Here is a 23,455-nt window from a genome sequence, read left to right as displayed (position 1 = left end):
GTCGCGGACCCAGAAATCGAACAGATCCGCGCCGGGCTTGAACCCGGCGGCGCGCGCCACCTCGGCGGCTTCCTGGAAGCCGCTGGCGACTGCCTCGGGCACGTGCGCGTCCGACGCGAAGGAGACGCCCCTGCCGCCCTCCTGCCGCCACCAGCCGACCACCCGCGGATCGAGCGGGATCCGGGTGTTGAACTCCATGATCTTGCCGGCGCGCGCCAGTGTCCGCAGCACCAGGCGGATGTCGCCCTCGAAGGCCGAAAGATCGAAGGGAATCCGCTCGTGCGGCCAATCCCGCACCGGATAGTCGATGTGCGTGAGCACTTCGAACCCGTCGTATTCCTCGATCAACCGCACCATCTCGGCCAGATACCCGCGGTACTCGGCAATCGGGTCGCTCCGCTTGATGCTCACGGTTATGTCGGCGTAATCCTCGTCGCGCGCTGATGAGGTGTGCAGCGAGGCGAGGATCCGCTGGAACCCGCCGCGCTGAAGGAGATCCGCGGTCTGGTCCGGGAACCAGTGCGCCTCGCTGAGCTCCACCCCGGACAGGATCCGCAGCGTCGGGAAACGGTCGCGGCAGCGCTCCAGCGTCTCCAGATAGTTGGTGAGGTCGATGGCCGGGGGAGTGAGAATGCTGCGACCGTCCACTACCTCGACGTAGCGCTGCCACTGCTCCGGGAACCAGGTCTCCGGCGTCATCTCCGAGATGCTGAAGTCCGCGTGCTCGGTGAACGCGACCGACGGCAGCCCGAGCTCGACCGCGCGCTCGCAGGTCCGCTCCATGGAACCGGCGAGCGCGTCCCACGAGTATTCACTGTGGACGTGGTTGTCGGGTGGCAGCACCGGAACTCCCCCTTTCAGGGGCGGTGCCTCACCGCCCCCGCATCGCCAGCAACGTCACGAGATCGTAGGCCACGTGCGCGGCGGCGATCGAGGTGATCTCGGCGTGGTCGTAGGCCGGGGACACCTCGACCACGTCGGCGCCGATCAGGTTCAGGTCGTCCAGGCCGCGCAGGATCTCCAGCAGTTCGCGGCTGGTCATGCCGCCGGCCTCCGGGGTGCCGGTGCCGGGGGCGTGCGCGGGGTCCAGGACGTCGATGTCGATCGAGATGTAGACCGGCCGGTCGCCGATCCGCTCGCGCAGCGCCTGCGCCGCCGCGTCCACGCCCTGGCGCATGACGTCCGCGGAGGTCACGATGCCGAAGCCCATGCGCTGGTCGTCGCTGAGGTCCCGCTTGCTGTACAGCGGGCCGCGGGTGCCGACGTGCGCCACCGCCGAGGAGTCCAGGATGCCCTCCTCGAAGGCGCGGCGGAACGGGGTGCCGTGGGTGTACGGCGCGCCGAAGTACGTGTCCCAGGTGTCCAGGTGCGCGTCGAAGTGCAGCAGCGCCACCGGGCCGTGCCGGCGGGCCATGGTGCGCAGCAGGGGCAGGGCGATGGTGTGGTCGCCGCCGATCGTCACCAGCTTGGAGCCGGCCCGCACCAGCTCGTCGGAGTGCGCCTCGATCTGCTCCAGCGCCTCGTTCATCAGGAACGGATTGATGGCGATGTCGCCGGCGTCGGCGACCTGCACCGCCTCGAAGGGTGAGAAGTCCAGGCCCGGGTTGTAGGGCCGGAGCAGCCGCGAGGCCTCACGCACCGCCGCGGGGGCGAAGCGGGCGCCGGGACGGTAGGACACACCGGCGTCGAAGGGGGCGCCGAGGACCGCGACGTCCGCCTTCTCCCCGACTGGGAGCTGGTCCAGACGTGGCAGCCGGGCGAACGTCGCGAAGCCCGCGTAGCGCGGGGTCTTCGAGGAGTCGATCGGGCCTATCGGGGCCGGACGTCCGGTGCTGCCGTCTTCGGTGCTCGGCATTGAGCCGCCTCCTTGCTGTGGAACTTGTGGTGCGGTGGTGCCTACGTGGTGCTTGTGGTGCCTGAGGTGCCTGAGTGGTACGGGTTGCGATAACGCCTGGTGCCCCGATGCGACGGGTTCAACCACGCGCCTCGGCGCGCCGCCGGCCGACCTCGTAGAGCGCGATCCCGGCCGCCACACCCGCGTTCAGCGATTCGGTCGTGGAGGCGATCGGGATCGAGACCGTGACGTCGCAGAGCTCGGACACCAGCCGCGACATGCCCTTGCCCTCGGACCCGACGACCAGGCACAGCGGCTCGGTCGCGATCTCCAGGTCGTGCAGCGGCACCGTGCCGTCGGCGGCGAGCCCGGCGATCATCACGCCCTGCTTCTTGTACGCCTCCAGCGCGCGGGTCAGGTTCCCGGCGCGGGCCACGGGCAGCCGGGCCCCGGCGCCGGCCGCGGCCTTCCACGCGCCGGCCGTCATGCCCGCCGCGCGCCGCTCCGGCACGATCACGCCGTGCCCGCCGAAGGCCGCCACCGAGCGCATCACGGCGCCGAGGTTGCGCGGGTCGGTGACGCCGTCCAGCGCCGCGAACAGCGGGGTGTCGCCGGCGGCGAACACCGCCTCCAACAGGTCGTCCGGGTGCGCGTACTCGTACGGCGGCATCACCAGCATCATGCCCTGGTGCAGGGTCCCGTTGGTCATCCGGTCCAGCTCGTGGCGCGGGGCCTCCAGCAGCGGGACGCCCTGCTCCATGGCCAGCTTCATGGACTCCCGGACCCGGTCGTCGCTGTCGATGTACTGCGCGACGTACAGGGCCTTGGCCGGCACCTGCGCCCGCAGCGCCTCGACCACCGAGTTGCGGCCGGCGACCTGCTCGGCCTCGCCCTTGCCGGGGGTGCGCCGGACCGGGCGGGAGGTGGCCCGCGTGCCGGCCGCCGAGCGGGTGTTCGCAGCGTTCGCGGCCGCGCCGCGCTTGGCCGCCGACCTCGCCTTGCGGGCCGCCGGGTGCCCGGTGCGCTCCTCGGCCTTCGGGGTCGGGCCGCGGCCCTCCAGACCCTGGCGGCGCTGGCCGCCGGAGCCCTTCTGGGCGCCCTTCCTCGAGCTCGAAGCGCCCGGCTTGTTCGCTCGGCCGCCGGTGCCGCCGCCCTTGCTCGCCATGATGTCTTTTCCTTCGTGAAGTTTTGTGCTCGGGGAGACGCGCCCCCGCCTCACGCTACCTGGAGCGCGGCGGGGGCACGGTCGGGTGAGGCCGCCTAGGCGACCGGCCCCGCTGGTTAGTGGCCCGCTAGTCGACCGCCGGCTATCGGCTAGCCGACAGTCCAGCGCGGACCGCTGGGGGTGTCCTCGACGGTGACGCCGGCCCGGGCCAGCTGGTCGCGGATGGCGTCGGAGGCGGCGTAGTCCTTGCGCTCGCGCGCCGCCTGCCGCTGCTCCAGCGCCACCTTGACCAGGGTGTCGACGACCGGCCGCAGGTCGGTGCCGGAGCCGGCGGTGCCGGCCGCCCCGCTCCACGGCTCGGCCAGCGGGTTCAGGCCCAGGACGTCCAGCATCGTCAGCACCGAGGCCAGGTGCGTCGCGACGCCTTCCTTGTCGCCGCCGGCCAGGGCGGTGTTGCCCTCGCGGACGGTGTTGTGCAGCACCGCCACCGCGCCGGGGACGCCGAAGTCGTCGTCCATCGATTCCGCGAACGCCGCCGGGACCTCGGCCGCCGCCTCGGTCGGGCCGACCGTCTCCAGGGCCCGGGTGACGAAGCCCTCGATGCGGCTGTACGCGGCGTCGGCCTCGTGCAGCGAGGTGTCGGTGTACTCGATCATCGAGCGGTAGTGCGGGGTGCCGAGGTAGTAGCGGAGCACCACCGGGCGGTAGTGCTTGGCCAGTTCGGTGACCAGCACCGAGTTGCCCAGCGACTTGGACATCTTCACGTTCTTGAGGGTGACCCAGCCGTTGTGCATCCAGTAGTTGGTGAACTTGTCGCCGAACGCGTGCGACTGCGCCTGCTCGTTCTCGTGGTGCGGGAAGATCAGGTCGACGCCGCCGCCGTGGATGTCGAAGTTCGTCCCCAGGTAGCGGTGCGCCATCGCGGAGCACTCCAGATGCCAGCCCGGACGGCCCGGTCCCCACGGCGTGTCCCAGAACGGCTCGCCCGGCTTCGACGCCTTCCACAGCGTGAAGTCGTGCGGGTCCTCCTTGTGCGTCTCCGGGGCCACGTCGTCCAGCGCCTGCTCTTCGAGGTTGTCCACGCTGAAGTGGGCCAGCGAGCCGTATTCGGGCAGGGAGCGCACCCGGAAGTAGACGTCGCCGCCGGCGGCGTAGGCGTGGCCGTTGTCGATGAGCGTCTGCATCATCGCGATCATCTCGGGGATGTGGCCGGTCGCCCGCGGCTCCACCGTGGGGTCCTCGCAGCCCAGCAGCCGGTAGGCGTCCTGGAACGCGTACTCGTTGGCCTGCGCGACCCGCCAGGTCTCCACGTCCTGCTCGGCCGCCTTGCGGATGATCTTGTCGTCGATGTCGGTGACGTTCCGCACGAACGTGACGTCGTACCCGCGGTACTCGAACCAGCGCCGGACGATGTCGAAGGAGAGGTTGGAGCGGACGTGGCCGATGTGCGGCGGGGCCTGGACGGTGGCGCCACACAGGTAGATCGAGACCTTGCCTGGTGTGACGGGTACGAACTCGCGCGTGGCTCGCGCGGCGGTGTCATACAGGCGGAGTGTCATTCCCCAAGGATACCGGGGGTCGGCGGCCGGAATCGGCCTCTCCGGCGTTGTGCTTCCATAGGGTGGTGAAGCGTTCAGGTGGGGCTCCCTTGAAGTTGCTCCTGATATTGGGAGCGCTTTCCATGTTCGGGCCCTTGTCGCTCGACATGTACCTTCCGGCTCTTCCCGATCTTGCGCATTCCTTCCGCACTCCCGAGGCGAACGTCCAGCTGACGCTGACCGCGTGCATGATCGGCCTGGCCGTCGGCCAACTGGTGGCCGGGCCGATGTCGGACGCCTGGGGACGGAAGAAGCCGCTGGCGATCGGGCTGATCGCCTACGCGGCCACCTCACTGTTCTGCGCTCTGGCCCCCGACGTGTACTCACTCACCGCCGCACGGCTGCTCCAGGGCCTCGCGGGCGCGGCGGGACTGGTGATCTCGCGGGCGATGGTGCGCGACCTCTACGACGGGGACGCGCTCACCAAGTTCTTCTCCACCCTGATGCTGGTGAACGGCCTCGCACCGATCCTGGCCCCGGTGCTCGGCGGCCAGCTGACCCGGTTCATGAGCTGGCGCGGGGTGTTCGTCGTGCTGACGGTGATCGGCGTCGTGCTGCTGCTGGCCGCGACGCTCGGGCTCAAGGAGACGCTGCCGGCGTCCGCGCGCGGCACCTCCCGCGGCGGGCTGCCGGCGACCCTGCGGACGTTCCGGGCCCTGATGCGCGACCGGCGCTTCATGGGCTACATCCTGACCGGCGGCTTCGCCTTCGCGGCGATGTTCGCCTACATCTCCGGCTCGCCGTTCGTGCTGGAGAACATCCACGGCCTGTCGAAGCAGCAGTTCAGCTTCGCCTTCGGGGCCAACGCCCTGGGCATCATGATCGCCGGCCAGGCCGGCGGCCGGCTGGTGGGCCGGGTGGCGCCGGCCCGGCTGCTCGGCGTGGGACTGGCGATGTGCTTCGGCGGCAGCGCGATCCTGCTCGCGGCCACCGCGTTCTTCCACGGCGACCTGGCCGGGACCCTGATCGGGCTGTTCCTGATGGTGTCCTCGATCGGCGTGATCTCGCCCCAGGCCACCGCGCTGGCGCTGTCCGGCTACGAACCCGCGGTGGCCGGCGCCGCCTCCGCGCTGATCGGCACCGGCCAGTTCCTGTTCGGCGCCGTCTTCGCGCCGCTGACCGGCCTGGGCAGCAAGAGCAGCGGGATGCCGATGGCGCTGGTCATCTTCGGGCTGAGCGCCGCCGCGGTGGTGATGCGGGCGGTGTTGGTGCGGACGCCGGCGGCCCCGGCCAGCGAGCCGGTCGCGGAGCCCGCGGCGGCTTGAAGCACTCGGGTATCGGGCTCGGGTATCAGGCTTCGTCAGCCTTCGGCGGCACCGCCCGCCACCGTTCGGCCGAAGCCACCAGCTCGCGCGAGATCTGGTCCAGGAACCGGCTCATCTCGCGGAGGCGTTCCCCGGCCGGGGTGCCGGCGCCGAGCACTTCCACGCCGGAGCGGGCCGCCGCCGCCATGCTGTCGTTCAGCCGCGCGCTGGCCAGCGTCGCGCGGAACCAGACGTCGTCGTCGATGAGGTAGCGATCGCGGCGGTCCGGGCCCCGCTCGCGCTGGATCAGCTCCTGGGTTTCCAGGTAGCCGACCGCCTTCGAGATCGAGGCCGGACTCACCCGCAGCCGGGCCACCAGCTCCGCGGACGTCATCCCGCCCGAGTCGGCCGTGTAGAGACAAGCCAGCACACCGGCCATCATCCGCGGCATTCCCGAACTCTCCAGGATCCCTGTCAGGCTCTCGGCGTAGGCGCGCACCGCTTCCGGGTCGCGGCCGAAGTCCGCTGACGGCAGCGCGCCCGGTCCCGCGGCGCGCGCCGCCTTGCTGCGGCGGGCTTTGCGATGCGCCGCCTGGTGCGCGCCGTCCGCGCGATAGGCGAGCGGCCCGCCGTTGCGCATCACTTCTCTCGTGACGGTCGACGTCGGCCGCTCCAGGCGCTTGGCGATCTCGTTGTACGACAGGTCCCCGGCCAGCCCCGCGGCGATGGCGTGGCGGTCGGAGTGGGTCAGACGGCCTCCGGGCATGGACCCAGTCTGCGCTCGGACTGGATCTCATTGCAACAGCGATGCCAGCTTCCATGCATTCATCTTCAAGCTCATTGCAAGGATTCCGAGGCTGTCACCAGCAGCGATGGCACTTGCTTCAGGAAGCATTGCTTGATGATTCTGCGAACGCAACATAGCGTTTCGATTGTCGCAAACACCCAGCGACACCACCTCAAGGCCAAGGAGCCAGCCATGTCCGCCACCTCGATCCAGACCGTCCTCGCCGCGGCTGTCCCCGACTACCCCAGCGCCGTCGCCCTGATCCGTACCGAGGGCCGCTCGGAGTTCCACGCCGCCGGTGTCGCCGACATCGTCAGCGGTCGTGAGCGCCGGCCCGCCGACGAAATCCGGGTCGGCAGCATCACGAAGACCTTCACCGCGCTGCTCGTCCTCCAACTCGCCGCCGAGCGCAAGCTCAGCCTGGACGACACCGTCGAGCGGTGGCTGCCGGGGCTGTTGCCCGAAGCGCTGCGGCCGGCGGACATCACCATCCGGCGGCTGGTCGGCCAGACCACCGGGATCTTCCCCTACACCAGTGATCCGCAGCTGATGGAGAACTACTTCACCGCCGCCCTGCCCGATCACCTGGACGACACTCATACGCCCGAACAACTCGTGGCGATAGCCGCGTCACATCCCGCCGAGTTCCCGGTGGGTGAGCGATTCGGGTACTCGAACACGAACTTCGTGCTCGCCGCGATGATCCTGGAGAAGGCCACTGGCATGTCCTATGCGGACCTCATCGAGTACCGCATCGCGCGGCCGCTGAAGCTGAAGCACACGTATTCCCCGGGCACCGATCGGTTCTACCGGGGCGAGGGGGCTCGGCTTTACAGCAAGCTGAACTCGCCCGACGCGGACGCTCCCCTGCACGACGTCACCGACCGGAACGCGAGCGACGGGTTCGGTGCCGGATCGGTGGTCTCCACCGTCGAAGACCTGGCCGTGTTGCTGTCCGCGCTGCTCTCCGGCCGCCTCCAGGCGCCGAAGCAGATGGCCGAGATGTTCGCGATGACGCCGGTCCCGGACGGCGTCTGGCTCGACGGCTACCACTACGGCCTCGGCATCTCGTCCTTCACGCTTCCGGACGGCACCGAACTGTTCGGCCACGGCGGCCTGATCTCCGGAAGCTTCACCTACATGTTCGGCACGCGCGACGGCCGTCGGGTCGCGGTGGTGAACGTCAACGGGGACTGGGGAATGCCGCCGCTGGAGCTGTTCCCGGAGCTTCTGGCGGAGGTCTTCGCCGAAGCCTGATCCGCCTGTCTCAAGCGAGCGCTTCTCAAGCGAGCGGCTCTCTCAACCGAGCGCCCCGGTCATGCCGCCGTACTGCGCGGCGCGGCCGGGGCGCCGCCCCGTCGCACCGGGCTCAGCTCCGGTGCCTTCCGATGCAGCGTCAGCCGGCCGACCAGGTGGCTGATCAGCCCCACCATCAGCGTGGAGCCGCCCTGGACGTGGCCCAGCGAGCTACCGGTGATCATGAAGACGTGGGCGGCGATGGTCATCACCAGCGCCACCCGGGTCTTCGTGTCCTGCCACAGGTACTCGACCAGGTAGCGCCACAGGTCGCGGCCGGCTTTGCGGGCCGGGCCGACCAGGGAGACGGCCAGCACCGCCACCACCGCCAGCGGGATCAGGAACCTGATGTCGAAGCCGGGGATGGCCACGCCGCCGAAGGCGACCAGCCAGCCGGCGATCGCGCTGAACTCCATGCCGCGCAGGACCATGGTGCCGACGTGGGCCAGGCTCTCGTCGTCCGGGCCGGGGCGGGAGGCCAGGACCGCTTCCAGGTCGGCGACGAAGGCGACCGGTTCGGGGACGTCCTCGTCGGCCCTGGCGACCGACTCCTCGAAGTGCCGGGCCTCCGGCTCGGATTCCGGGTCGAGTTCGGCGGCCAGTTCGGAGGCGCGGCGGGCCTCGGCGGCGGCCTGGGACAAGTCGCCGCTGGCTTCCAGGGCGGCGGCCAGGCTGGCCCGGCTCTGCCAGACTTGCGGTCCCAGCCGTACCGCCTCCTCGGCCGCGGCGACCGCCTCGTCGGTGCGCTCCAGCAGCCGCAGGGCCGAGGCGCGCAGCCGGTGGCCCCACTCGTCGCCCGGGGCGAAGGTCACGACCCAGTCCGCCGCGCGCAGTGCCTTCTCGCCGTCGCCGGTCTCCAGGTAGACGGCGGCCAGCGAGCGCCAGACCCGGACGTCCTGGCTGCCGGCCGCGATCAGTTCGTTGAGGACGTCCAGGGCCTGTCGGCGGCGGCCGAGTTCGGCCAGCGCCTCGGCGCGGGCGATGTGCCGGCCGATCTGGTCCGGGCTCAGGGCGGCGGCCGGTTCCGCTGTGGTCACAGCCGGGGCCGGGGCGGATTCCCCAGGGGCCGGAAGGGGAACGTACTTCACGACCATGGTTTCCTCGAGATCGGCCGCCCCGGCCGGGTCGCCCTCGCCGGTCGCGGCGAGCACCTCCCCGGCCGCGCTGACGGCTGCCCGGACCTCGGCCTTGATGGCGGCGTCCATCGTCGCCGCCGGATACCAGACCTCTTGCTCACTTGCTTCGCCGGACATCCCGCAAACCCCCTCGACCGGACGGACCGCCGGTTATCAGTCGCCTGGTATACCCCACCGGCACGCCGGGATGCCAGAGGCAAGCCGTCACAGGAGTCGGACGTGGGATGATCGGGACTCCTCCAGGGAAGGACGCCCGACGTGACAGTGGCACTGCCTGAACGCCCCGCGCGCACGCCCCGCCCCGGTGCCTCGCGGCACGACGTCGTCGTGGTCGGCGGCGGCCACAACGCCCTGGTGGCCGCGGCTTACCTGGCGCGGGCCGGGCTGCACGTCACCCTGCTGGAGCGGCTGGACACGGTCGGCGGCGCGGCGGTGAGCGCGTCTCCGTTCGCCGGGCAGGACGCCCGGCTGTCGCGCTACTCCTACCTGGTGTCGCTGCTCCCTTACACGATCGTGCGCAACCTGGAACTGGTCATCGAGCTGCGCAGCCGCCCGGTCTCCTCCTACACCCCGGTGCGCCGGGCCGGCGCCGACACCGGGCTGCTGGTCGAGCGCCGCCCCGGCGCCGCCACCGAGGACAGCTTCCGCCGCCTGACCGGGGGCGACGCCGAGTACAAGGCCTGGAACCGGTTCTACGAACAGCTCAGCCGGCTGGCCCGGGCGATCTCCCCGACCCTGCTGAACCCGTTGCTGGGCCGCGGACAACTGGAGGCGCTGGTCCGCGAGGAGGGCGCCGGACAGGCCTGGGAGTGGGTGTTCGAGCAGCCGATCGGTGCGGCGGTGGAGCAGTTCTTCGGCGACGACACGGTGCGCGGCGTGGTCCTCACCGACGCCCTGATCGGCACCGACAGCTGGGCCGGGGACGCCGGCCTGAAGCAGAACCGGTGCTTCCTGTACCACGTCATGGGCAACGGCAGCGGCGAGTGGCGGGTGCCGATCGGCGGCATGGGAAGCGTCACCGAGGCCCTGTACCGATCGGCCGTCGACGCCGGGGCGCGGATCCTCACCGGGGTTGAGGTGACGCACATCGAACCGGACGCCGGCGGCGGCCGCGCCGAGGTCACCTACCGCGACCACAACGGCACCGAGCAGGTGATCCAGTCCGGCTATGTCCTGGCCGGAGTGGCCCCGGCGGTGCTGACCCGGCTGCTCGGCCGCGGCAGCGCCGGCGCCCCGCAGCCGCAGGGCACCCAGATGAAGATCAACATGTTGCTGGACCACCTGCCGCGGCTGAAGTCCGGGGCCGATCCGCACGTGGCCTTCGCCGGCACCTTCCACATCGACGAGGGCGCCGCGCAGCTGCGGCAGGCGTATCAGGACTCCCACGCCGGCAAGCTGCCGGACCCGCTGCCGTCCGAGGTCTACTGCCACACCCTCACCGACCGCTCGATCCTGGGCAAGGACCTGCTCAAGCGGCCGGACGTGCAGACCCTGACGCTGTTCTCGCTGCACACGCTGCCCGGCGGCGCGACGAAGGACGAGATGGTGCGCAGCGCGGTGGCCGGGCTGGACGCGTACCTGGAGGAGCCGCTGGCCGACTGCCTCGCGCTGGACGCCGAGGGCAAGCCCTGCCTGGAGGCCAAGACCACCGAGGACCTGCAGGACGAACTGGCGATGCCCGGCGGCCACATCTTCCACCGGGACCTGTCCTGGCCCTACGCCGAGCGCGCGGACCAGGTGGGCAAGTGGGGCGTGGAGACCGGGATCGACAACGTGCTCATCTGCGGCGCTGGCGCGCGCCGCGGAGGAGGTGTGTCCGGAATCCCCGGCCACAACGCTGCACGTGCAGTTCTCGACCGCGTCGCCGACGCGGGTCGTAGGCGCAGCAGCGGGATATGAGGTTCACGTTTCCATTCCTAGCACACGGGGTTTCGGCGTTGTGCCGGGTCCGCGAATTAAGACCCACGATCGTGGGTGATCATCATGATTTTCGTGGTGGTCAGCGTCGGCACTGTGTGACCGGCGGACGGCTGAGCGCGAGCGATCGCCGGGCCCGGCCGAATCCGTCGGCGCGGTTTGAAGATTGCTTGAGGGTCACGTCCGAGGAAACACGATCGCGGTCGCGATTCCGGCGAGTCCTTCACCCTTCCCGGTGAACCCGAGCCCGTCGGTGGTCGCCGCGGCGACCCGGATCGGGGCGCCGGCGGCTTCGCTGAGTACTTGCTCGGCTTCGGCGCGGCGCCTGCCGATCCGGGGCCGGACCCCGACCAGCTGGACCGAGACGTTGCCGATCTCGAACCCGGCGTCCCGGACCCGGCGCGCCGCCTCGCCGAGCAGCTTCAGGCCCGAGGCGCCGGCCCATTCCGGATCGCTGGTGCCGAACTGCGCGCCGAGGTCGCCGAGCCCGGCCGCGGAGAGCAGGGCGTTGCAGGCGGCGTGCGCGACCACGTCGGCGTCGGAGTGGCCGGCCAGGCCGGTCTCGCCGGGCCAGTGCAGGCCGGCGATCCAGAGCTCGCGGCCTTCTTCGAAGGCGTGGACGTCGACGCCGATGCCGACGAGGGGGAGTGCGGTGGTCATCGGCGCCTTCCGGGGGCGGCTGTGGCGGTGGCGGACAGAGTGCCGCCAGCCTGCGGGAGCGGCTTCGTAGTAGTCATCAGGGGCTTCCCGGGTCGGCTGTGGCGGCGCGGTGCCGAGCGCGGTCCTCGCGCGCGTGGGGCTCGGCCGCGGTCATCGGCGTCTCCTGAGCACGGCTTCGGCGAGGACCAGGTCGAACGGGGTGGTGATCTTGAAGGCCTCGGCGTGTCCGGGCACCGTGCGCACCGGCAGGCCGAGGGCTTCGACCAGTCCGGCGTCGTCGGTCGCGGGGAGGGTCGGGTCGGCCGCCGCGTGTGCCTTGGTGAGTACGTCGCGGGTGAAGCCCTGCGGCGTCTGGACCGCGCGCAGGGTGGAGCGGTCCACGGTCGCGGTCACCAGGTCCCCGTCGACCGCCTTGACGGTGTCGGCCACCGGCAGCACCGGGATCACCGCGCCGGCCCCGTCCCGGACCGCCGCGACCACGGCTTCGACCACGTCGACCGGGGTCAGCGCGCGGGCGGCGTCGTGGACCAGCACCACGTCGCAGTCCTCCGGCAGGGTCGCCAGCGCCAGCGAGACCGACTCCTGGCGGGTGTCGCCGCCGGCCACCACGCGGGTGTCGCCGGGCAGATCGGCCAGCAGCCGCTGGACCTCGGCCACGCCCTCGGCGCTCGGCGGCGCGGCCACCACGACCAGGTCCACCGAACGGGCCGTCACCAGGGTGCGGACCGCGTGTACCAGCAGCGGGAAGCCGCCCAGCTCGCGCAGCGCCTTCGGGGCGCCCGGGCCCAGCCGTTCGCCCTTGCCGGCGGCCGGGACGATCACGGCCACCCGGCCGCGGACGCGGACGGCGCCGGCGCCGGTGTCGGGTCCGATGCCGGGTCCGGTGTCGGCGGCGGCGCCGGTGTCGGTCCCGGTCGCGGGGCCGGCCTCGGCGGCGGGATCAGTACTCATGCTCACGGCCCGGGACATTAGCGCACAACAAGCCGCCGGCCCCGGCGGCTGATCGCCGCGGGGCCGGATGGCGTGCTCATGCTGAAAAGAAAAATGGTGCCGAGTAATTCAGAACAAGCGATGATGCCAGAAGCGTCAGGAGGCCAGGACTTCGTCGAGAATGGCGTCCGCCTTGTCCTCGTTGGTCGCCTCGGCCAGCGCCAGCTCGCTGACCAGGATCTGCCGTGCCTTGGCCAGCATCCGCTTCTCGCCGGCCGACAGCCCGCGGTCGCGGTCGCGGCGCCACAGGTCGCGCACCACCTCGGCCACCTTGATGACGTCGCCGGACTGGATCTTCTCGATGTTCGCCTTGTAGCGGCGGGACCAGTTGGTCGGCTCCTCGGTGTGCGGCGCGCGCAGCACGTCGAAGACCTTCTCCAGACCGCCTTGGTCGACCACGTCGCGCACGCCGACGTACTCGGCCTTCTCAGAGGGCACGCGTACTGTCAGATCACCTTGTGCGACCTTGAGCACGAGGTATTCCTTCGGCTCGCCCTTGATCACGCGGATCTCGATATCCTCGATGAGCGCGGCCCCGTGATGGGGATAGACCACGGTCTCGCCAACTTTGAACGTCATGTGATATGTGCCCCTTCCGTGGCTCTCCAGGATACCACGTTGTACGCCCGTTCTGAAGACCGTTTGCGCAGGTCAGCGTGCCCGTGGGGGCTTGACAAACCCGCTTGCGCCGTGCTTGCGCAGTTCAATGGCCGTCGGTCCGCGCCATTCGATCTCCATATCGCGCGGCGGGCGATCTTGGTCGATCGGCGACCGAAGTCGATCGCCGGCGCCGTGCGGAAATCGTTTGTTCCCCGCGTGATTGACGCCCCCGGAACTCTGGGCACAACGCTCTGCGAAGCGCACAATGACGCTACGGCTCCCGACAACGCGTGGGGTGGGTGCATACACCGGTGAACAGTCCAGGTCGCGACAACGGCGATCAGTCTTTCGGCTCCTTCGGCGATCCGGGTGACGACGGCGGCTTCATGGTCGTGGTCGTCCCCGACGACATCTCCGCCCTCGACGCCGAGGTGCGGGCCTACCGACGGGAGGTCGCGTGGGCCAAGGCCCGGGCGAAGACCGGTGCGGTCTTGGCGTGGCCGTTCCGGGCGGCGGCCCGGCTCGGGCGGCGGATCGGGCACGCCTTGCGCTTCCTGGTCTTCTGGCGACGCTTCCCCGGTGACATCTGACGCTCTGCGCCGGTCTGCGGCGGCGGTACCTTGTGCCGCCGCCGGCACGGTTCTGACACGCTCCGCCCGGGCGGCTTCCAGCCTGCCCGATCAGCCGGCGTAGCGAACATCACGGCGATGGAACGGCCCCCGGGCCCGGGCCTGATCTGAGGCCCTTTTAGACTAGCTGCGAGCCGCCGTTGATCGGGTGGTCGGGAAGTCGCACGAATCCATCCGGACCGGCGGCCCCACCCCGATCGACACCGGCGGCGGCCCGTGAGCAGTTGGACCGTCTAGGAGCCGTTCCGCCGTGAAGAGCACTCTCCCGCCCGCCACCCACCGCCACCCGTTGAGGGGTCGCTCCGCGACGCTGCGCAAGATGGGCCTCGTCATCGCCGCTGTCGCCGGCACCGCAGCGGTCTCGACCGGCTGCGCCGCCGGCGGCGGTGCCGCGACCCTGCAGATCCAGCCGAACTTCGCCACCGGCACCAGCGGCGACGTGCAGGCCCTGAACATGGTCGTGGTCGTGGACCCGGCCACCAACGCCGCCCAGGTGACCGGGACCGTGGTCAACAACGGCGACGACCCGGCCACGCTGTCCGGCGTCACCGTCGACGGCAAGTCGGTCTCCGTGGCCGGCGCCGGCCTGGCCCTGGCCCCGCACTCGGCGCTGAACCTGGCCGCGCCCTCCGGCCCGAAGATGGTGCTGGCCGACTCCACCTCGGTGGCCGGCCGCATCTCCCCGGTGGCGCTGAGCTTCGCCGGCGGCGCGACCATCTCGGTGGCCGCCTCGACCGAGGCGAACACCGGCATCTACCAGCAGTTCCAGCCGTCCAGCTCGAGCTGATCGGCGCTGGTCCGCACGCACGTCCGGCCCGCTCACCGGTGTTTCGGTGGGCGGGCCGGAGTCGGCTCAGCCGGCTCAGCCGACCAACATCGCGACCAGCGCTCCGAGCAGCAGGAACGGCCCGTAGGTCAGCGCCGACTTCCGGTCCATCCGGCCGGTGCGCAGCATGACCAGCCCGAACACCGACGCGGCGGCCGACCCCGCGAGGATCCCCAGCGTCAGGTCGCCCCAGCCGAGGTAGCCCAGATACAACCCGAGCACGGCGGCCAGCTTGGCGTCGCCGAGCCCCATCCCGTCGCCGTCCGGCCGGATCAGGGCCAGCGCCAGGAAGAGCCCGCCGGCCAGCGCCGCCGCTATCAAACCTCTGAGCACCGGGGTCATGTCCCGGTTCAGATACGCGGTGGTACTCAGGCCGACCAGGCCGAGCACCGCCAGCGGGGCGGTCAGCTGGTCCGGCAGCCGCCGCACCGCCAGGTCGATGAACGCCAGCAGCACGCCGCCGAACGCGAACGCCAGGAACGTCAGCACCGCCGGGTCGTTCCCCAGCCGCAGCCCGACCGCGAAGCCGGCGGCCGCCGCCGCGATCGCCACCAGCCAGATCCGCGGTCCGAGGGCGTCCCGGCAGTGTCCGCACCGGCCGGTCCACAGCCCGAACCGGGCCCAGCCGGCCGGCAGCGGCTCGCAGCAGTGGCCGCAGCGCTGCCGCGCGGGCGTCCCGGCGTCGACCGACATCTGATAGGCGCCCCGCGCCAGGGCCGGCCCGCTCAGCGCTCCGACCAGGGCGGTCACTACTGCGACGTCCATCCGGGCTCCTGTTCGGCCAGCCGTGAGCGGGTTGTGTTCGCCACGCGCCAGTAGGGGGTTCCCCGATGGGGATCCGCGCTTGTCAGGCCGGACCTTATCCCCTGACGCCGCTGGCCGTAGACTTCCGAGTCATGCGTATGACGTTGACGGTGGTGGATCCTGTCCAGGGCGCCTGGATGGACGCACTGCTGGACGCGGACGGGGAGTCATCGATCCCACAGGTCGCGGACCAGTTGGGTCGAATGCTGGGGGCGCAGGGGCCGAACCCGGGGTCACCACCCCTCCTGTTCGTGGACGGCGATCTGGTGGATCAGCGCCACACATTGGCTTCCTCGCCATTGCGCGAGGGCTCGGTGGTCTCACTCCACAATCCCTCGGGCTGTCTGCCCGCGGAGCCCTACGGCACGGTCGAGGTCCGGGTGGCCGGCGGCCCGGATGCCGGCGGGGTGCACCGAATAAATCCCGGTTACGCCGATATCGGCCGTTCCCGGCGTAACCGTGTCAAGATCGACGATCCCGGTATACCGGACTTCGCGCTGCGGGTCAGCCTGGATGTCCGAGGCGTGATCCGCGTCGCCCCGTACGAGGGCGTGGCCGCCACCCTGGAGAAGCAGCCACTGGTCGGGGAGGCCGAGTGGAAGCCGGGGATGCAGGTCGTGATCGGCACCACGATCCTGGAGGTCGGCTACTTCACGCCGCCGGACGCGGCCCTGACCCCGTCCGAGGACGGCGCGTTCCTGGACTACAACCGGCCGCCGCGAATCCTGCCGCCGGAGCGGCAGACCCGGTTCCGGCTGCCCTCGCCGGTCACCGAGGAGCACAAGCGCCCGTTCCCGATCGTGATGCTGGTCGCGCCGCTGCTGATGTCGGTGGCGATGGCGGTCATGATGAAGCGGCCCGAGTACCTGATGATGGCCGCGATGTCGCCGGTGATGATGCTCGGCAACTTCTGGCAGGACAAGAAGTCCGGCAAGAGCACGTTCGCCATCAAGACCGCCGAGTACGAGGCGAAGAAGGCTCGGATCGAGCAGGACGCCCGTGAGGCCCTGGCGCTGGAGCGCAACGCGCGGCGCCAGGAGAGCCCGGACCCGGCGACCCTGCTGGACATCGGCATCGGCCCGCGCCAGCGGCTGTGGGAGCGCCGCCGCCGGGACGCCGACCACCTGCTGCTCCGCGTCGGCACCCTGGACCAGGACTCCGAAGTGGTGCTGGAGGACCCGGAGCAGGACGAGCACCGGCGCAACGTCGCCTGGACCGTCCCGGAGGCCCCGGTGATCATCCCGCTGAAGGAGCGCGGCGTGATCGGCGTGGCCGGCCCGGCCGGGACCCCGAGGGCCCTGGCCCGCTGGATGGTCGCCCAGACCGCGGCCCTGTCCAGCCCGGACGACGTGCAGTTCGTGCTGCTCACCGACTCCCACGCGCAGCAGGACTGGGAGTGGATGCGCTGGCTGCCGCACCTGCGGCCGGCCACCGGGCAGAACGCGACGGCGCTGATCGGCACCGACGCCGAGACGGTCGCTCAGCGCATCGCCGAGGTCACACAGCAGCTGACCTTTCGGCTCAAGGAGCAGATGACCAAGTCCGGCAGCCCCACCGAACAGGTGGCGTTCAAGGACCCGGACATCGTGGTGATCCTGGACGGCTCGCGCCGGCTGCGTTCGATGCCCGGCGTGATCCAGATCCTGCAGCAGGGCCCGATGGTCGGCATCCGGGCGATCTGCCTGGACGCCGAGGACCGCTTCCTGCCCGGCGAGTGCCAGGCCATCGTGGTCGTCGAGCCGCAGGGCCTGCGGGTGCAGCAGGTCGGCCTGGACATGCTGCGCGGCGTCCGCCCGGACGCCGTTTCGCCGGTCTGGTGCCAGCGCCTGGTGCGCGGTCTGGCCGCGGTGCGCGACGTCTCGGGCAACGAGGAGGCCTCGGGCATCCCGAACTCCTCGCGACTGCTGGACGTGCTGGGCCTGGAGCCGCCGACCAGCCAGGCGATCGCCGCCCGGTGGACGATGGGCGGCGAGACGACGATGGCGATGCTGGGTGAGTCGTTCGACGGCCCGTTCGGGATCGACATCCGTCGCGATGGTCCGCACGGTCTGATCGCCGGTACCACTGGTGCCGGTAAGTCTGAGTTGTTGCAGTCGATCGTGGCGGCGTTGGCGGTGGCGAACAAGCCGACGGCGATGACGTTCGTGTTGGTGGACTACAAGGGCGGTTCGGCGTTCAAGGACTGTGTGCAGTTGCCGCACACCGTGGGTATGGTCACCGACCTGGACAACCACCTGGTGGAGCGGGCGCTGGAGTCGTTGGGCGCGGAGCTGAAGCGCCGGGAGCACATCCTGGCGCAGGCCGGTGCCAAGGACATCGAGGACTACGGCGACATCCGGAAGAAGAACACGCAGCTGGACCCGATGCCGCGGCTGCTGATCGTGATCGACGAGTTCGCGTCGATGGTGCGGGAGCTGCCGGACTTCGTCACGGGTCTGGTGAACATCGCTCAGCGTGGTCGGTCTCTGGGTATTCACTTGCTGCTGGCCACGCAGCGGCCCTCGGGTGTGGTGTCGCCGGAGATCCGGGCCAACACCAACCTTCGGATCGCGCTGCGGGTGACCGACGGGAACGAGTCGACGGACGTCATCGATGACCCGTCGGCCGGGTTCATTTCGAAGTCGACGCCCGGTCGTGCCTATGTGCGGCTGGGTGCCAACTCGCTGGTGCCGTTCCAGGCCGGCCGCGTCGGTGGCCGCCGCCCCGGGGCCAACGTGGTGTCGCAGGCTTCGGTGTGGAGCACCCGCCTGGACTGGCCGGGGCTGGCGGCCGCGCCGCCGAAGAAGCCCGAGGGCCCCAAGGCCGAGGACGACGCGGAGATCACGGACCTGAAGGTGCTGGTCGACGCGATCCGCGAGGCGAACACGGCGATGCAGATCCCGCCGCAGCACTCGCCGTGGCTGCCGGCGTTGCAGGACGTGGTGTTGCTCTCCGACGTGCCGCCGGTGCGTCGGCACGGTGGTCACGACCTGGCGCCGGTGCCGTGGGGCATCGACGACCTGCCGTCGTTGCAGGCCCGGCGGGCGGCGGTGCTGGACTTCGGTTCGCTGGGGCACATGCTCATCGCCGGTGCGCCGCGGTCGGGGCGCTCCCAGATGCTGCGGACGATGGCCGGTGCGATCGCGTTGACGCAGTCGACCGCTGATGTGCACATCTACGGGATCGACTGTGGTTCCGGTGCGCTGCTGCCGCTGACGGCGCTGCCGCATTGCGGTGCGGTGGTGCAGCGTCAGCAGTCCGAGCGGGCGACGCGGTTGATCTCCCGGTTGAACCAGGAGATCGCCAACCGCCAGGAGCGGCTGTCGGCGCAGGGCTTCGCCGGGATCATCGAGCAGCGGATGTCGGTGCCGGCGGATCAGAAGCTGCCGCACATCGTGGTGTTCCTGGACCGGTGGGACGGGTTCCTGGGCTCACTCGGCGAGATCGACGGCGGCACGCTGACCGATGAGATCCAGCGGATCATGCGCGAGGGTCAGGGGGTCGGCGTGCACATGGTCATCACCGGTGACCGCCAGGTGCTCAGCGGCCGCATCGCCTCGCTCACCGAGGACAAGCTGTCCTTCCGGCTGCCGGACAAGCAGGACTTCGGTCTGATGGGTCTGCAGCCGCGCAAGCTCCCGGACGAGATCGCCACCGGGCGCGCGTTCCGGGCCGAGTCCGGGCTGGAGACCCAGGTCGCGATGCTGACCCCGGACGGCGCGGGGCAGGCCCAGGCCGCGGCGCTGGCCGCGATCGCCGAGCAGGCCAAGGCCCGCGACGCGCAGATCCCGCGCTCGCGCCGCCCGTTCCGGGTCGACGTGCTGCCCAACCGGATCTCCCTGGCCGAGGCCTGGGAGCTGCGCGACGAGGTCTCGCAGGGCCGGCCGCTGTGGGCGCTGGCCGGCGTCGGCGGCGACGAGCTCATCGGCGCCGGTCCCGACCTGAGCGACGGCGTGCCGGCGTTCGTGATCGCCGGTCCCCCGAAGTCGGGTCGCTCCACGATGCTGCACACCATGGCCCGCACCCTGGTGGTGCAGGGCGCGCAGGTGGTGCTGATCTCCCCGCGCAACTCGGCGCTGCGCAAGCTGGCCGGCGAGCGCGGGGTGCTCGCGGTCTTCGAGAACGCGGACGTCAGCGAGGACGACCTGCGCGGAGCGCTGGACGCGGCCGGCGGCCACCCGGTCTGCGTCCTGATCGACGACGGCGAGATGCTGAAGGACGCGCCGTGCGGCCCGGTGCTGCGGGACATCATCAACCTCGGCGCCGACCGGGGCCAGGGGCTGATCGTGGCCGGCAGCGCCGAGGACCTGAACAGCGGCTTCAGCGGCTGGCACGTCGACGCCCGCAAGAGCCGGCGCGGCGCGCTCCTCTCGCCGCAGTCGCCGATGGACGGCGACCTGATCGGCGTGCGGCTCAGCCGCAGCCAGGTCGGCGCGCAGGTGCAGGCCGGCCGGGCGCTGCTGCATCTTGGTGACGGGGAGCTGCGGACGGTGCAGGTGCCTACGGACTGAGGTGGGGGCTTCGCGCGAGGTGCTGAGCGTGAGGTGCTAGTGCTGCGCGTGAGGTGCTGAGCGTGAGGCGCTGATATTGAGCGCGATGTGCGAACGCCGACGGCGGTCCGGGCTTCGGCCCGGGCCGCCGTCGGCGCTTGTTGCGCAGGGGTTTGCTGGTTTGCTGGTTTGGTTGGTTTGGCCGGTTATGCCAGGTCGGTCAGGCGCAGGCCGGGTGTCCCCAGCGTCCGCTGCCGAGCTTCGTGATCTTCTCGCCGGCGTCGTAACCCTTACCGCAGGAGCAGGTGCCCGCGAACTTCGCCTGGATGGTGAAGGCCTTCCCCGGCTTCGCCGCGGGGGTGTCGCCGCCGGTGGTCTTCGCGCTGCTCGTCGTGCCACCCCCGCCGCCCGCAGAGCCCGCCCTGCCGCTCCGGGCGGGCCGGTCCGGGGTCCCGGGAACCTGCGAGGCGTCCGTCCCCTCTATGGCCTTCTGGCTGACCGCCGTGGCGCTCGCGGCCCGGTCGGCGAGGTCGTTGTAGGGGTCGCCGTTCACCTGGTGCGCGGCCACGTGCACGAACACCACGTCCCGGGCCCCGAGCAGGGCGTCGATCTCGCGGATCAGGTCGGCGTTGGCCACCGGCTTCTTCCCGGCGGTCATCCAGCCGTTCTTCTTCCACGACGGCAGCCACTTGGTCACCGCGTTGATCGTGTACTGCGAGTCCAGCCGGGCCTCCACCCGCGCCCCCGGCCCGACCTCCACCAGCAGCTCGCGCAGCGCGGTCAGCTCGGCGATGTTGTTGGTCGCGTGCCCCAGCGGCCCGGACCGCCACCGCAGCACGGTCCCCTCCGCGTCGGCCAGGACCCAGGCCCAGGCCGAGGGTCCGGGGTTGCCTTTGGTGGCGCCGTCACAGGCGGCGATGAGACGCTTCTGGGTGCTGGACATCAGTCCATGGTGGCAGACCGGCGGCCCGGAGAAACGGACTGGGGCAACACCCGCCGCGTTGGGTACGATGGCGGCGGATCAGATCGGCCCGCCGATCACCCGGTCCGGCCGCTGTGGCGCAATTGGCAGCGCACCTGTCTTGTAAAGCGGTGAGGCGGACCGCGCGGGATCGTCTCATCCGATCAGCGACCATCTTGGCGTCTTGCTGCCTCCCTCCCCAGCTCAAGATCTATTTCAGCCTGCTGTGTTGACCTGGGGTATGCCATCCGCTGTGGCTAGCTGGGCGGTCCGGCCGAGCGATCCGGAGTTGATGCTTGCTCTCGTGCGGTCTCACTGGATCTCACTGAGTCCGGCTGGTCGCGGAAAATACGCGGAAAAGAGTCTTCGATTCCGTAGCCGCGAAGCACCTGGTCAATGCGGTCCGCGGCCTGAGCCGGGAGCCGATGTCTGTCGCGCTCTGGGGTGCGGTATCCCGGCGCCCTCCGCCGTGTGATTCGATACGATGTCCGCGTGCGTTCGCCTTGATCGGCTTCCGCACCCGCCGCCGTGGCGCAATTGGCAGCGCAACGCACTTGTAATGCGTAGGTTAGGGGTTCGAGTCCCCTCGGCGGCTCAGGACTTGCCTTGCAAGGCCGCAATGAGCCTTTCTGCGGGCTCCGGAACGTCGGGTTCAGTCACCGGTGGGAGCAGCTTCCAGTACGCCAACACTCGGTTGACCAGCATGATTGCCCTTTCCTGCTGGCCGTCGACGCACTTGGAGTAGATCTTCAGTAGAACGTCGATACTGTGGCCGGCCATCTCGGCGATCAGGGCCGGGTCGACGCCAGCATTCAGCATAAGCGACACCCCGCCGTGCCGCAGGTCATACGGCCTCTTGGCTAGGAGCGAGTTGTGCTGCTGTGCGGTGAAGGCCTCCTTGCGCGTCCACCGCCACACGGCTGCGTAGGTCGTCTTGTCGATCTTGCCGCCGTGGCGGCCGATGAATAGTCGCCCGCCGGGCGAGATGTTGAAGGTCTTGAGGTGTCGGCGCAGCCACCTCACGCCCGGTGGGGGCACGAGCACCGTTCGACCCTCGCCGTCCTCACGATGCTTCAGCCCTTGGTCCTCCACGGTCTTGCCGTCGTCGGTGTACTGCGCCTGCGGCTGGGGGTTCGACTTCTTGAACGTGATGGTCGCCCACCCGGTTTCCTGCTCGCCCTCGGGCGGCTCCGGTGGTAACACAATGGCGTCCTCTCTGAGGACTAGTGCCTCGCCAGGCCGCATGAGCCCGTAGTACAGGAGGGCGAAGAAGGCCTGGAGCACCTGCCCGACTCCTTCGCCGGGGTAGTCGCCAGCCTTGGTGATGAGCTGCTCGACCTGCACGGGGTTGGCGACAACACTCCGGTCGACCTTGCCCTCGTCGTCACTACCGGAGCCTGCGGCCAGGGCCCGCTTCCACTTCGGGTTCTCCAGCGGGTTGAGGTCGATGACCTCCTGCTCCACCAGGTAGTCGAACACCTGGTGCATCTTGGAGCGGTTGTTCTTGACTGTGTTCCGCGCTGCCTTGCTCCCGCTGCTGGGCTGCCGCTTCAACGCCTCGACGATCAGCCGGATGGTGGCTTCTTTGCGCAGCTCGGCCTCCGGCAGCGAGTGCTTGTGGGCCCAGGCCAGGGCTGCCGCGTGATGCTGGCGCGGTGGTTGCAACCCGCGGTTGTGCTTGTTGAGGGCGTACTTGTTCAGGACGTAGTACAGGTCCTTACTTTTCGGTGCCCCGGGCCCGTCAGGTGTTGTCAGAGCGACGGTCGCGGTCGCCAGAGACCTGATCATCGACTCCCGAGACTTGGGTTTGAGACTGGACCACTTGTCGTCCATAAAGTCGATGAAGCGCTCCAAGCAGCTCTTCGCACTTGCCGCAGCCGCCTCGGCCTCGGCACGGGCTTTGGCAGCGGCCTCCTGTCGGTACTCCGACATCGGCAGCCCCGACCGAACGTGGAACGCCTCGCCCTTCTTCACCGCCAGAGTCAGCTCCATGAGGCGACTCTCGGCGCCGGTGAAAGTCGCGTAGCTTTCCGTGCACTCCTTGGGGCGCCCTTCTACGATCCAGCGGATCGAGTAGGTGCGCTTGCGTTCCTCCTCAGGTTTCGCCAGCTCGGCCTTGGCCCTGCTGACGTGCTCCTTGATGGCCCAGATGCGGACCTGAAATGTGGACTCTTCGTCTTCCAACGTTGTCTTCCTGAACCAAGGGCACTAAGGGTGAAGTTCGTGGGATCGGCGGCTAGTGCTGTTCGCAGGACTTCAGCCACCGCTCGATGTCAGTGGTGCGGAACCGCAACTCGCCACTGGGGTACTTGATCGACTTCGGGGCCCTGCCCCGGGACTTCCAGCGGAAGAAGGTGGAGCGCGGCAGCGGCTTGCCGGGCTCGCCCAGCTCGACCAGCAGCTCGTCCAGGGATATGAGGCCGTACGCGTTGCCCACAGCTGGGCCCTTTCTGGGAGGGCCGACCCCGGCCAGCCCGGTGGGAGGCCGGGCTGGACTTGGATCGGTTCGATCAGGGGGTGTGGGTGGGGCTCACCGTGG

The 23,455-nt window shown here is 70.3% G+C and carries 19 protein-coding genes and 1 tRNA gene; 7 read left to right on the top strand and 13 right to left on the bottom strand.

What is annotated here, in order from left to right:
* From KGQ19_RS35815 to cysS, 4 genes are all read right to left on the bottom strand, one after another.
* Positions 1-843: PHP domain-containing protein (locus tag KGQ19_RS35815; protein ID WP_212017622.1), on the bottom strand; the 843-nt coding region annotated here is incomplete at its 3' end.
* Between the two features lie 28 nt (positions 844-871).
* A complete protein-coding gene (speB, locus tag KGQ19_RS35810; RefSeq protein WP_212017620.1) occupies positions 872-1,855 on the bottom strand; it encodes an agmatinase in 984 nt (327 codons plus the stop codon).
* Between the two features lie 118 nt (positions 1,856-1,973).
* Positions 1,974-2,999: a 23S rRNA (guanosine(2251)-2'-O)-methyltransferase RlmB gene (gene rlmB, locus KGQ19_RS35805; protein WP_212017618.1), complete on the bottom strand. Its 1,026-nt coding sequence runs from the start codon at positions 2,997-2,999 to the stop codon at positions 1,974-1,976.
* Positions 3,000-3,148: 149 nt separating this feature from the next.
* Positions 3,149-4,558, bottom strand: coding sequence for a cysteine--tRNA ligase (cysS, locus tag KGQ19_RS35800; protein WP_212017616.1), 1,410 nt, complete (start codon positions 4,556-4,558; stop codon positions 3,149-3,151).
* Here cysS and KGQ19_RS35795 point away from each other — a divergent pair.
* The gene (locus KGQ19_RS35795; protein WP_413562947.1) at positions 4,552-5,862 is read left to right on the top strand and encodes a Bcr/CflA family multidrug efflux MFS transporter; all 1,311 of its coding nucleotides are present in this window, start codon (positions 4,552-4,554) and stop codon (positions 5,860-5,862) included. The two genes, cysS and KGQ19_RS35795, sit on opposite strands and share 7 nt — an antisense overlap.
* Before the next feature lie 25 nt (positions 5,863-5,887).
* Here the strand turns inward: KGQ19_RS35795 and KGQ19_RS35790 are convergent, their stop codons facing one another.
* Positions 5,888-6,607, bottom strand: coding sequence for a GbsR/MarR family transcriptional regulator (locus KGQ19_RS35790; protein WP_212017612.1), 720 nt, complete (start codon positions 6,605-6,607; stop codon positions 5,888-5,890).
* 213 nt (positions 6,608-6,820) lie between these two features.
* Between KGQ19_RS35790 and KGQ19_RS35785 the strand changes: the two genes are divergently transcribed.
* The gene (locus tag KGQ19_RS35785) at positions 6,821-7,885 is read left to right on the top strand and encodes a serine hydrolase domain-containing protein (RefSeq protein ID WP_212017610.1); all 1,065 of its coding nucleotides are present in this window, start codon (positions 6,821-6,823) and stop codon (positions 7,883-7,885) included.
* A 59-nt stretch (positions 7,886-7,944) separates the two neighbouring features.
* Here KGQ19_RS35785 and KGQ19_RS35780 read toward each other — a convergent pair whose 3' ends face one another.
* The gene (locus KGQ19_RS35780) at positions 7,945-9,177 is read right to left on the bottom strand and encodes a tetratricopeptide repeat protein (RefSeq protein WP_212017607.1); all 1,233 of its coding nucleotides are present in this window, start codon (positions 9,175-9,177) and stop codon (positions 7,945-7,947) included.
* A 147-nt stretch (positions 9,178-9,324) separates the two neighbouring features.
* Here KGQ19_RS35780 and KGQ19_RS35775 point away from each other — a divergent pair, with 147 nt between their 5' ends.
* The gene (locus KGQ19_RS35775; RefSeq protein WP_368862210.1) at positions 9,325-10,959 is read left to right on the top strand and encodes a phytoene desaturase family protein; all 1,635 of its coding nucleotides are present in this window, start codon (positions 9,325-9,327) and stop codon (positions 10,957-10,959) included.
* 195 nt (positions 10,960-11,154) lie between these two features.
* Here KGQ19_RS35775 and ispF read toward each other — a convergent pair whose 3' ends face one another.
* The 3 genes from ispF to KGQ19_RS35760 all read right to left on the bottom strand — a co-directional run bounded on the left by ispF (position 11,155) and on the right by KGQ19_RS35760 (position 13,206).
* Positions 11,155-11,637, bottom strand: coding sequence for a 2-C-methyl-D-erythritol 2,4-cyclodiphosphate synthase (ispF, locus tag KGQ19_RS35770; RefSeq protein ID WP_212017603.1), 483 nt, complete (start codon positions 11,635-11,637; stop codon positions 11,155-11,157).
* 150 nt (positions 11,638-11,787) lie between these two features.
* Positions 11,788-12,588, bottom strand: coding sequence for a 2-C-methyl-D-erythritol 4-phosphate cytidylyltransferase (gene ispD / locus KGQ19_RS35765; protein ID WP_230419955.1), 801 nt, complete (start codon positions 12,586-12,588; stop codon positions 11,788-11,790).
* A gap of 135 nt (positions 12,589-12,723) precedes the next feature.
* Entirely contained in the window at positions 12,724-13,206 is a 483-nt protein-coding gene (locus KGQ19_RS35760) for a CarD family transcriptional regulator (protein WP_194897915.1), read from the bottom strand.
* A 332-nt stretch (positions 13,207-13,538) separates the two neighbouring features.
* Here KGQ19_RS35760 and KGQ19_RS35755 point away from each other — a divergent pair, with 332 nt between their 5' ends.
* Both KGQ19_RS35755 and KGQ19_RS35750 read left to right on the top strand, forming a co-directional pair.
* The gene (locus KGQ19_RS35755) at positions 13,539-13,817 is read left to right on the top strand and encodes a hypothetical protein (protein ID WP_212017599.1); all 279 of its coding nucleotides are present in this window, start codon (positions 13,539-13,541) and stop codon (positions 13,815-13,817) included.
* 289 nt (positions 13,818-14,106) lie between these two features.
* Positions 14,107-14,643: a hypothetical protein gene (locus KGQ19_RS35750; RefSeq protein WP_212017597.1), complete on the top strand. Its 537-nt coding sequence runs from the start codon at positions 14,107-14,109 to the stop codon at positions 14,641-14,643.
* A 75-nt stretch (positions 14,644-14,718) separates the two neighbouring features.
* Here KGQ19_RS35750 and KGQ19_RS35745 read toward each other — a convergent pair whose 3' ends face one another.
* A complete protein-coding gene (locus tag KGQ19_RS35745) occupies positions 14,719-15,447 on the bottom strand; it encodes a prepilin peptidase (protein ID WP_212017595.1) in 729 nt (242 codons plus the stop codon).
* A 131-nt stretch (positions 15,448-15,578) separates the two neighbouring features.
* Here KGQ19_RS35745 and KGQ19_RS35740 point away from each other — a divergent pair, with 131 nt between their 5' ends.
* Positions 15,579-19,976, top strand: coding sequence for a type VII secretion EssC family protein (locus tag KGQ19_RS35740; protein WP_230419954.1), 4,398 nt, complete (start codon positions 15,579-15,581; stop codon positions 19,974-19,976).
* A 199-nt stretch (positions 19,977-20,175) separates the two neighbouring features.
* On the opposite strand, the gene KGQ19_RS35735 is transcribed toward KGQ19_RS35740, so the two are convergent.
* Positions 20,176-20,898, bottom strand: a complete 723-nt coding sequence (locus KGQ19_RS35735) for a ribonuclease H family protein (protein WP_212017593.1) — start codon at positions 20,896-20,898, stop codon at positions 20,176-20,178.
* Between the two features lie 540 nt (positions 20,899-21,438).
* Here KGQ19_RS35735 and KGQ19_RS35730 point away from each other — a divergent pair.
* Positions 21,439-21,511: transfer RNA gene (locus tag KGQ19_RS35730), tRNA-Thr, on the top strand.
* On the opposite strand, the gene KGQ19_RS35725 is transcribed toward KGQ19_RS35730, so the two are convergent.
* Positions 21,511-23,100 (bottom strand): tyrosine-type recombinase/integrase, encoded by a 1,590-nt coding sequence (locus KGQ19_RS35725; RefSeq protein ID WP_212017591.1) that lies wholly within the window; start codon positions 23,098-23,100, stop codon positions 21,511-21,513. The two genes, KGQ19_RS35730 and KGQ19_RS35725, sit on opposite strands and share 1 nt — an antisense overlap.
* 52 nt (positions 23,101-23,152) lie before the next feature.
* Positions 23,153-23,353, bottom strand: a complete 201-nt coding sequence (locus KGQ19_RS35720) for a helix-turn-helix transcriptional regulator (RefSeq protein WP_212017589.1) — start codon at positions 23,351-23,353, stop codon at positions 23,153-23,155.
* Between the last annotated feature and the right edge of the window lie 102 nt (positions 23,354-23,455).

Origin of the sequence: Catenulispora pinistramenti (assembly GCF_018274385.1) — a bacterium.
Classification (GTDB): domain Bacteria; phylum Actinomycetota; class Actinomycetes; order Streptomycetales; family Catenulisporaceae; genus Catenulispora; species Catenulispora pinistramenti.
This window is presented reverse-complemented; position numbering and strand designations above follow the sequence as displayed.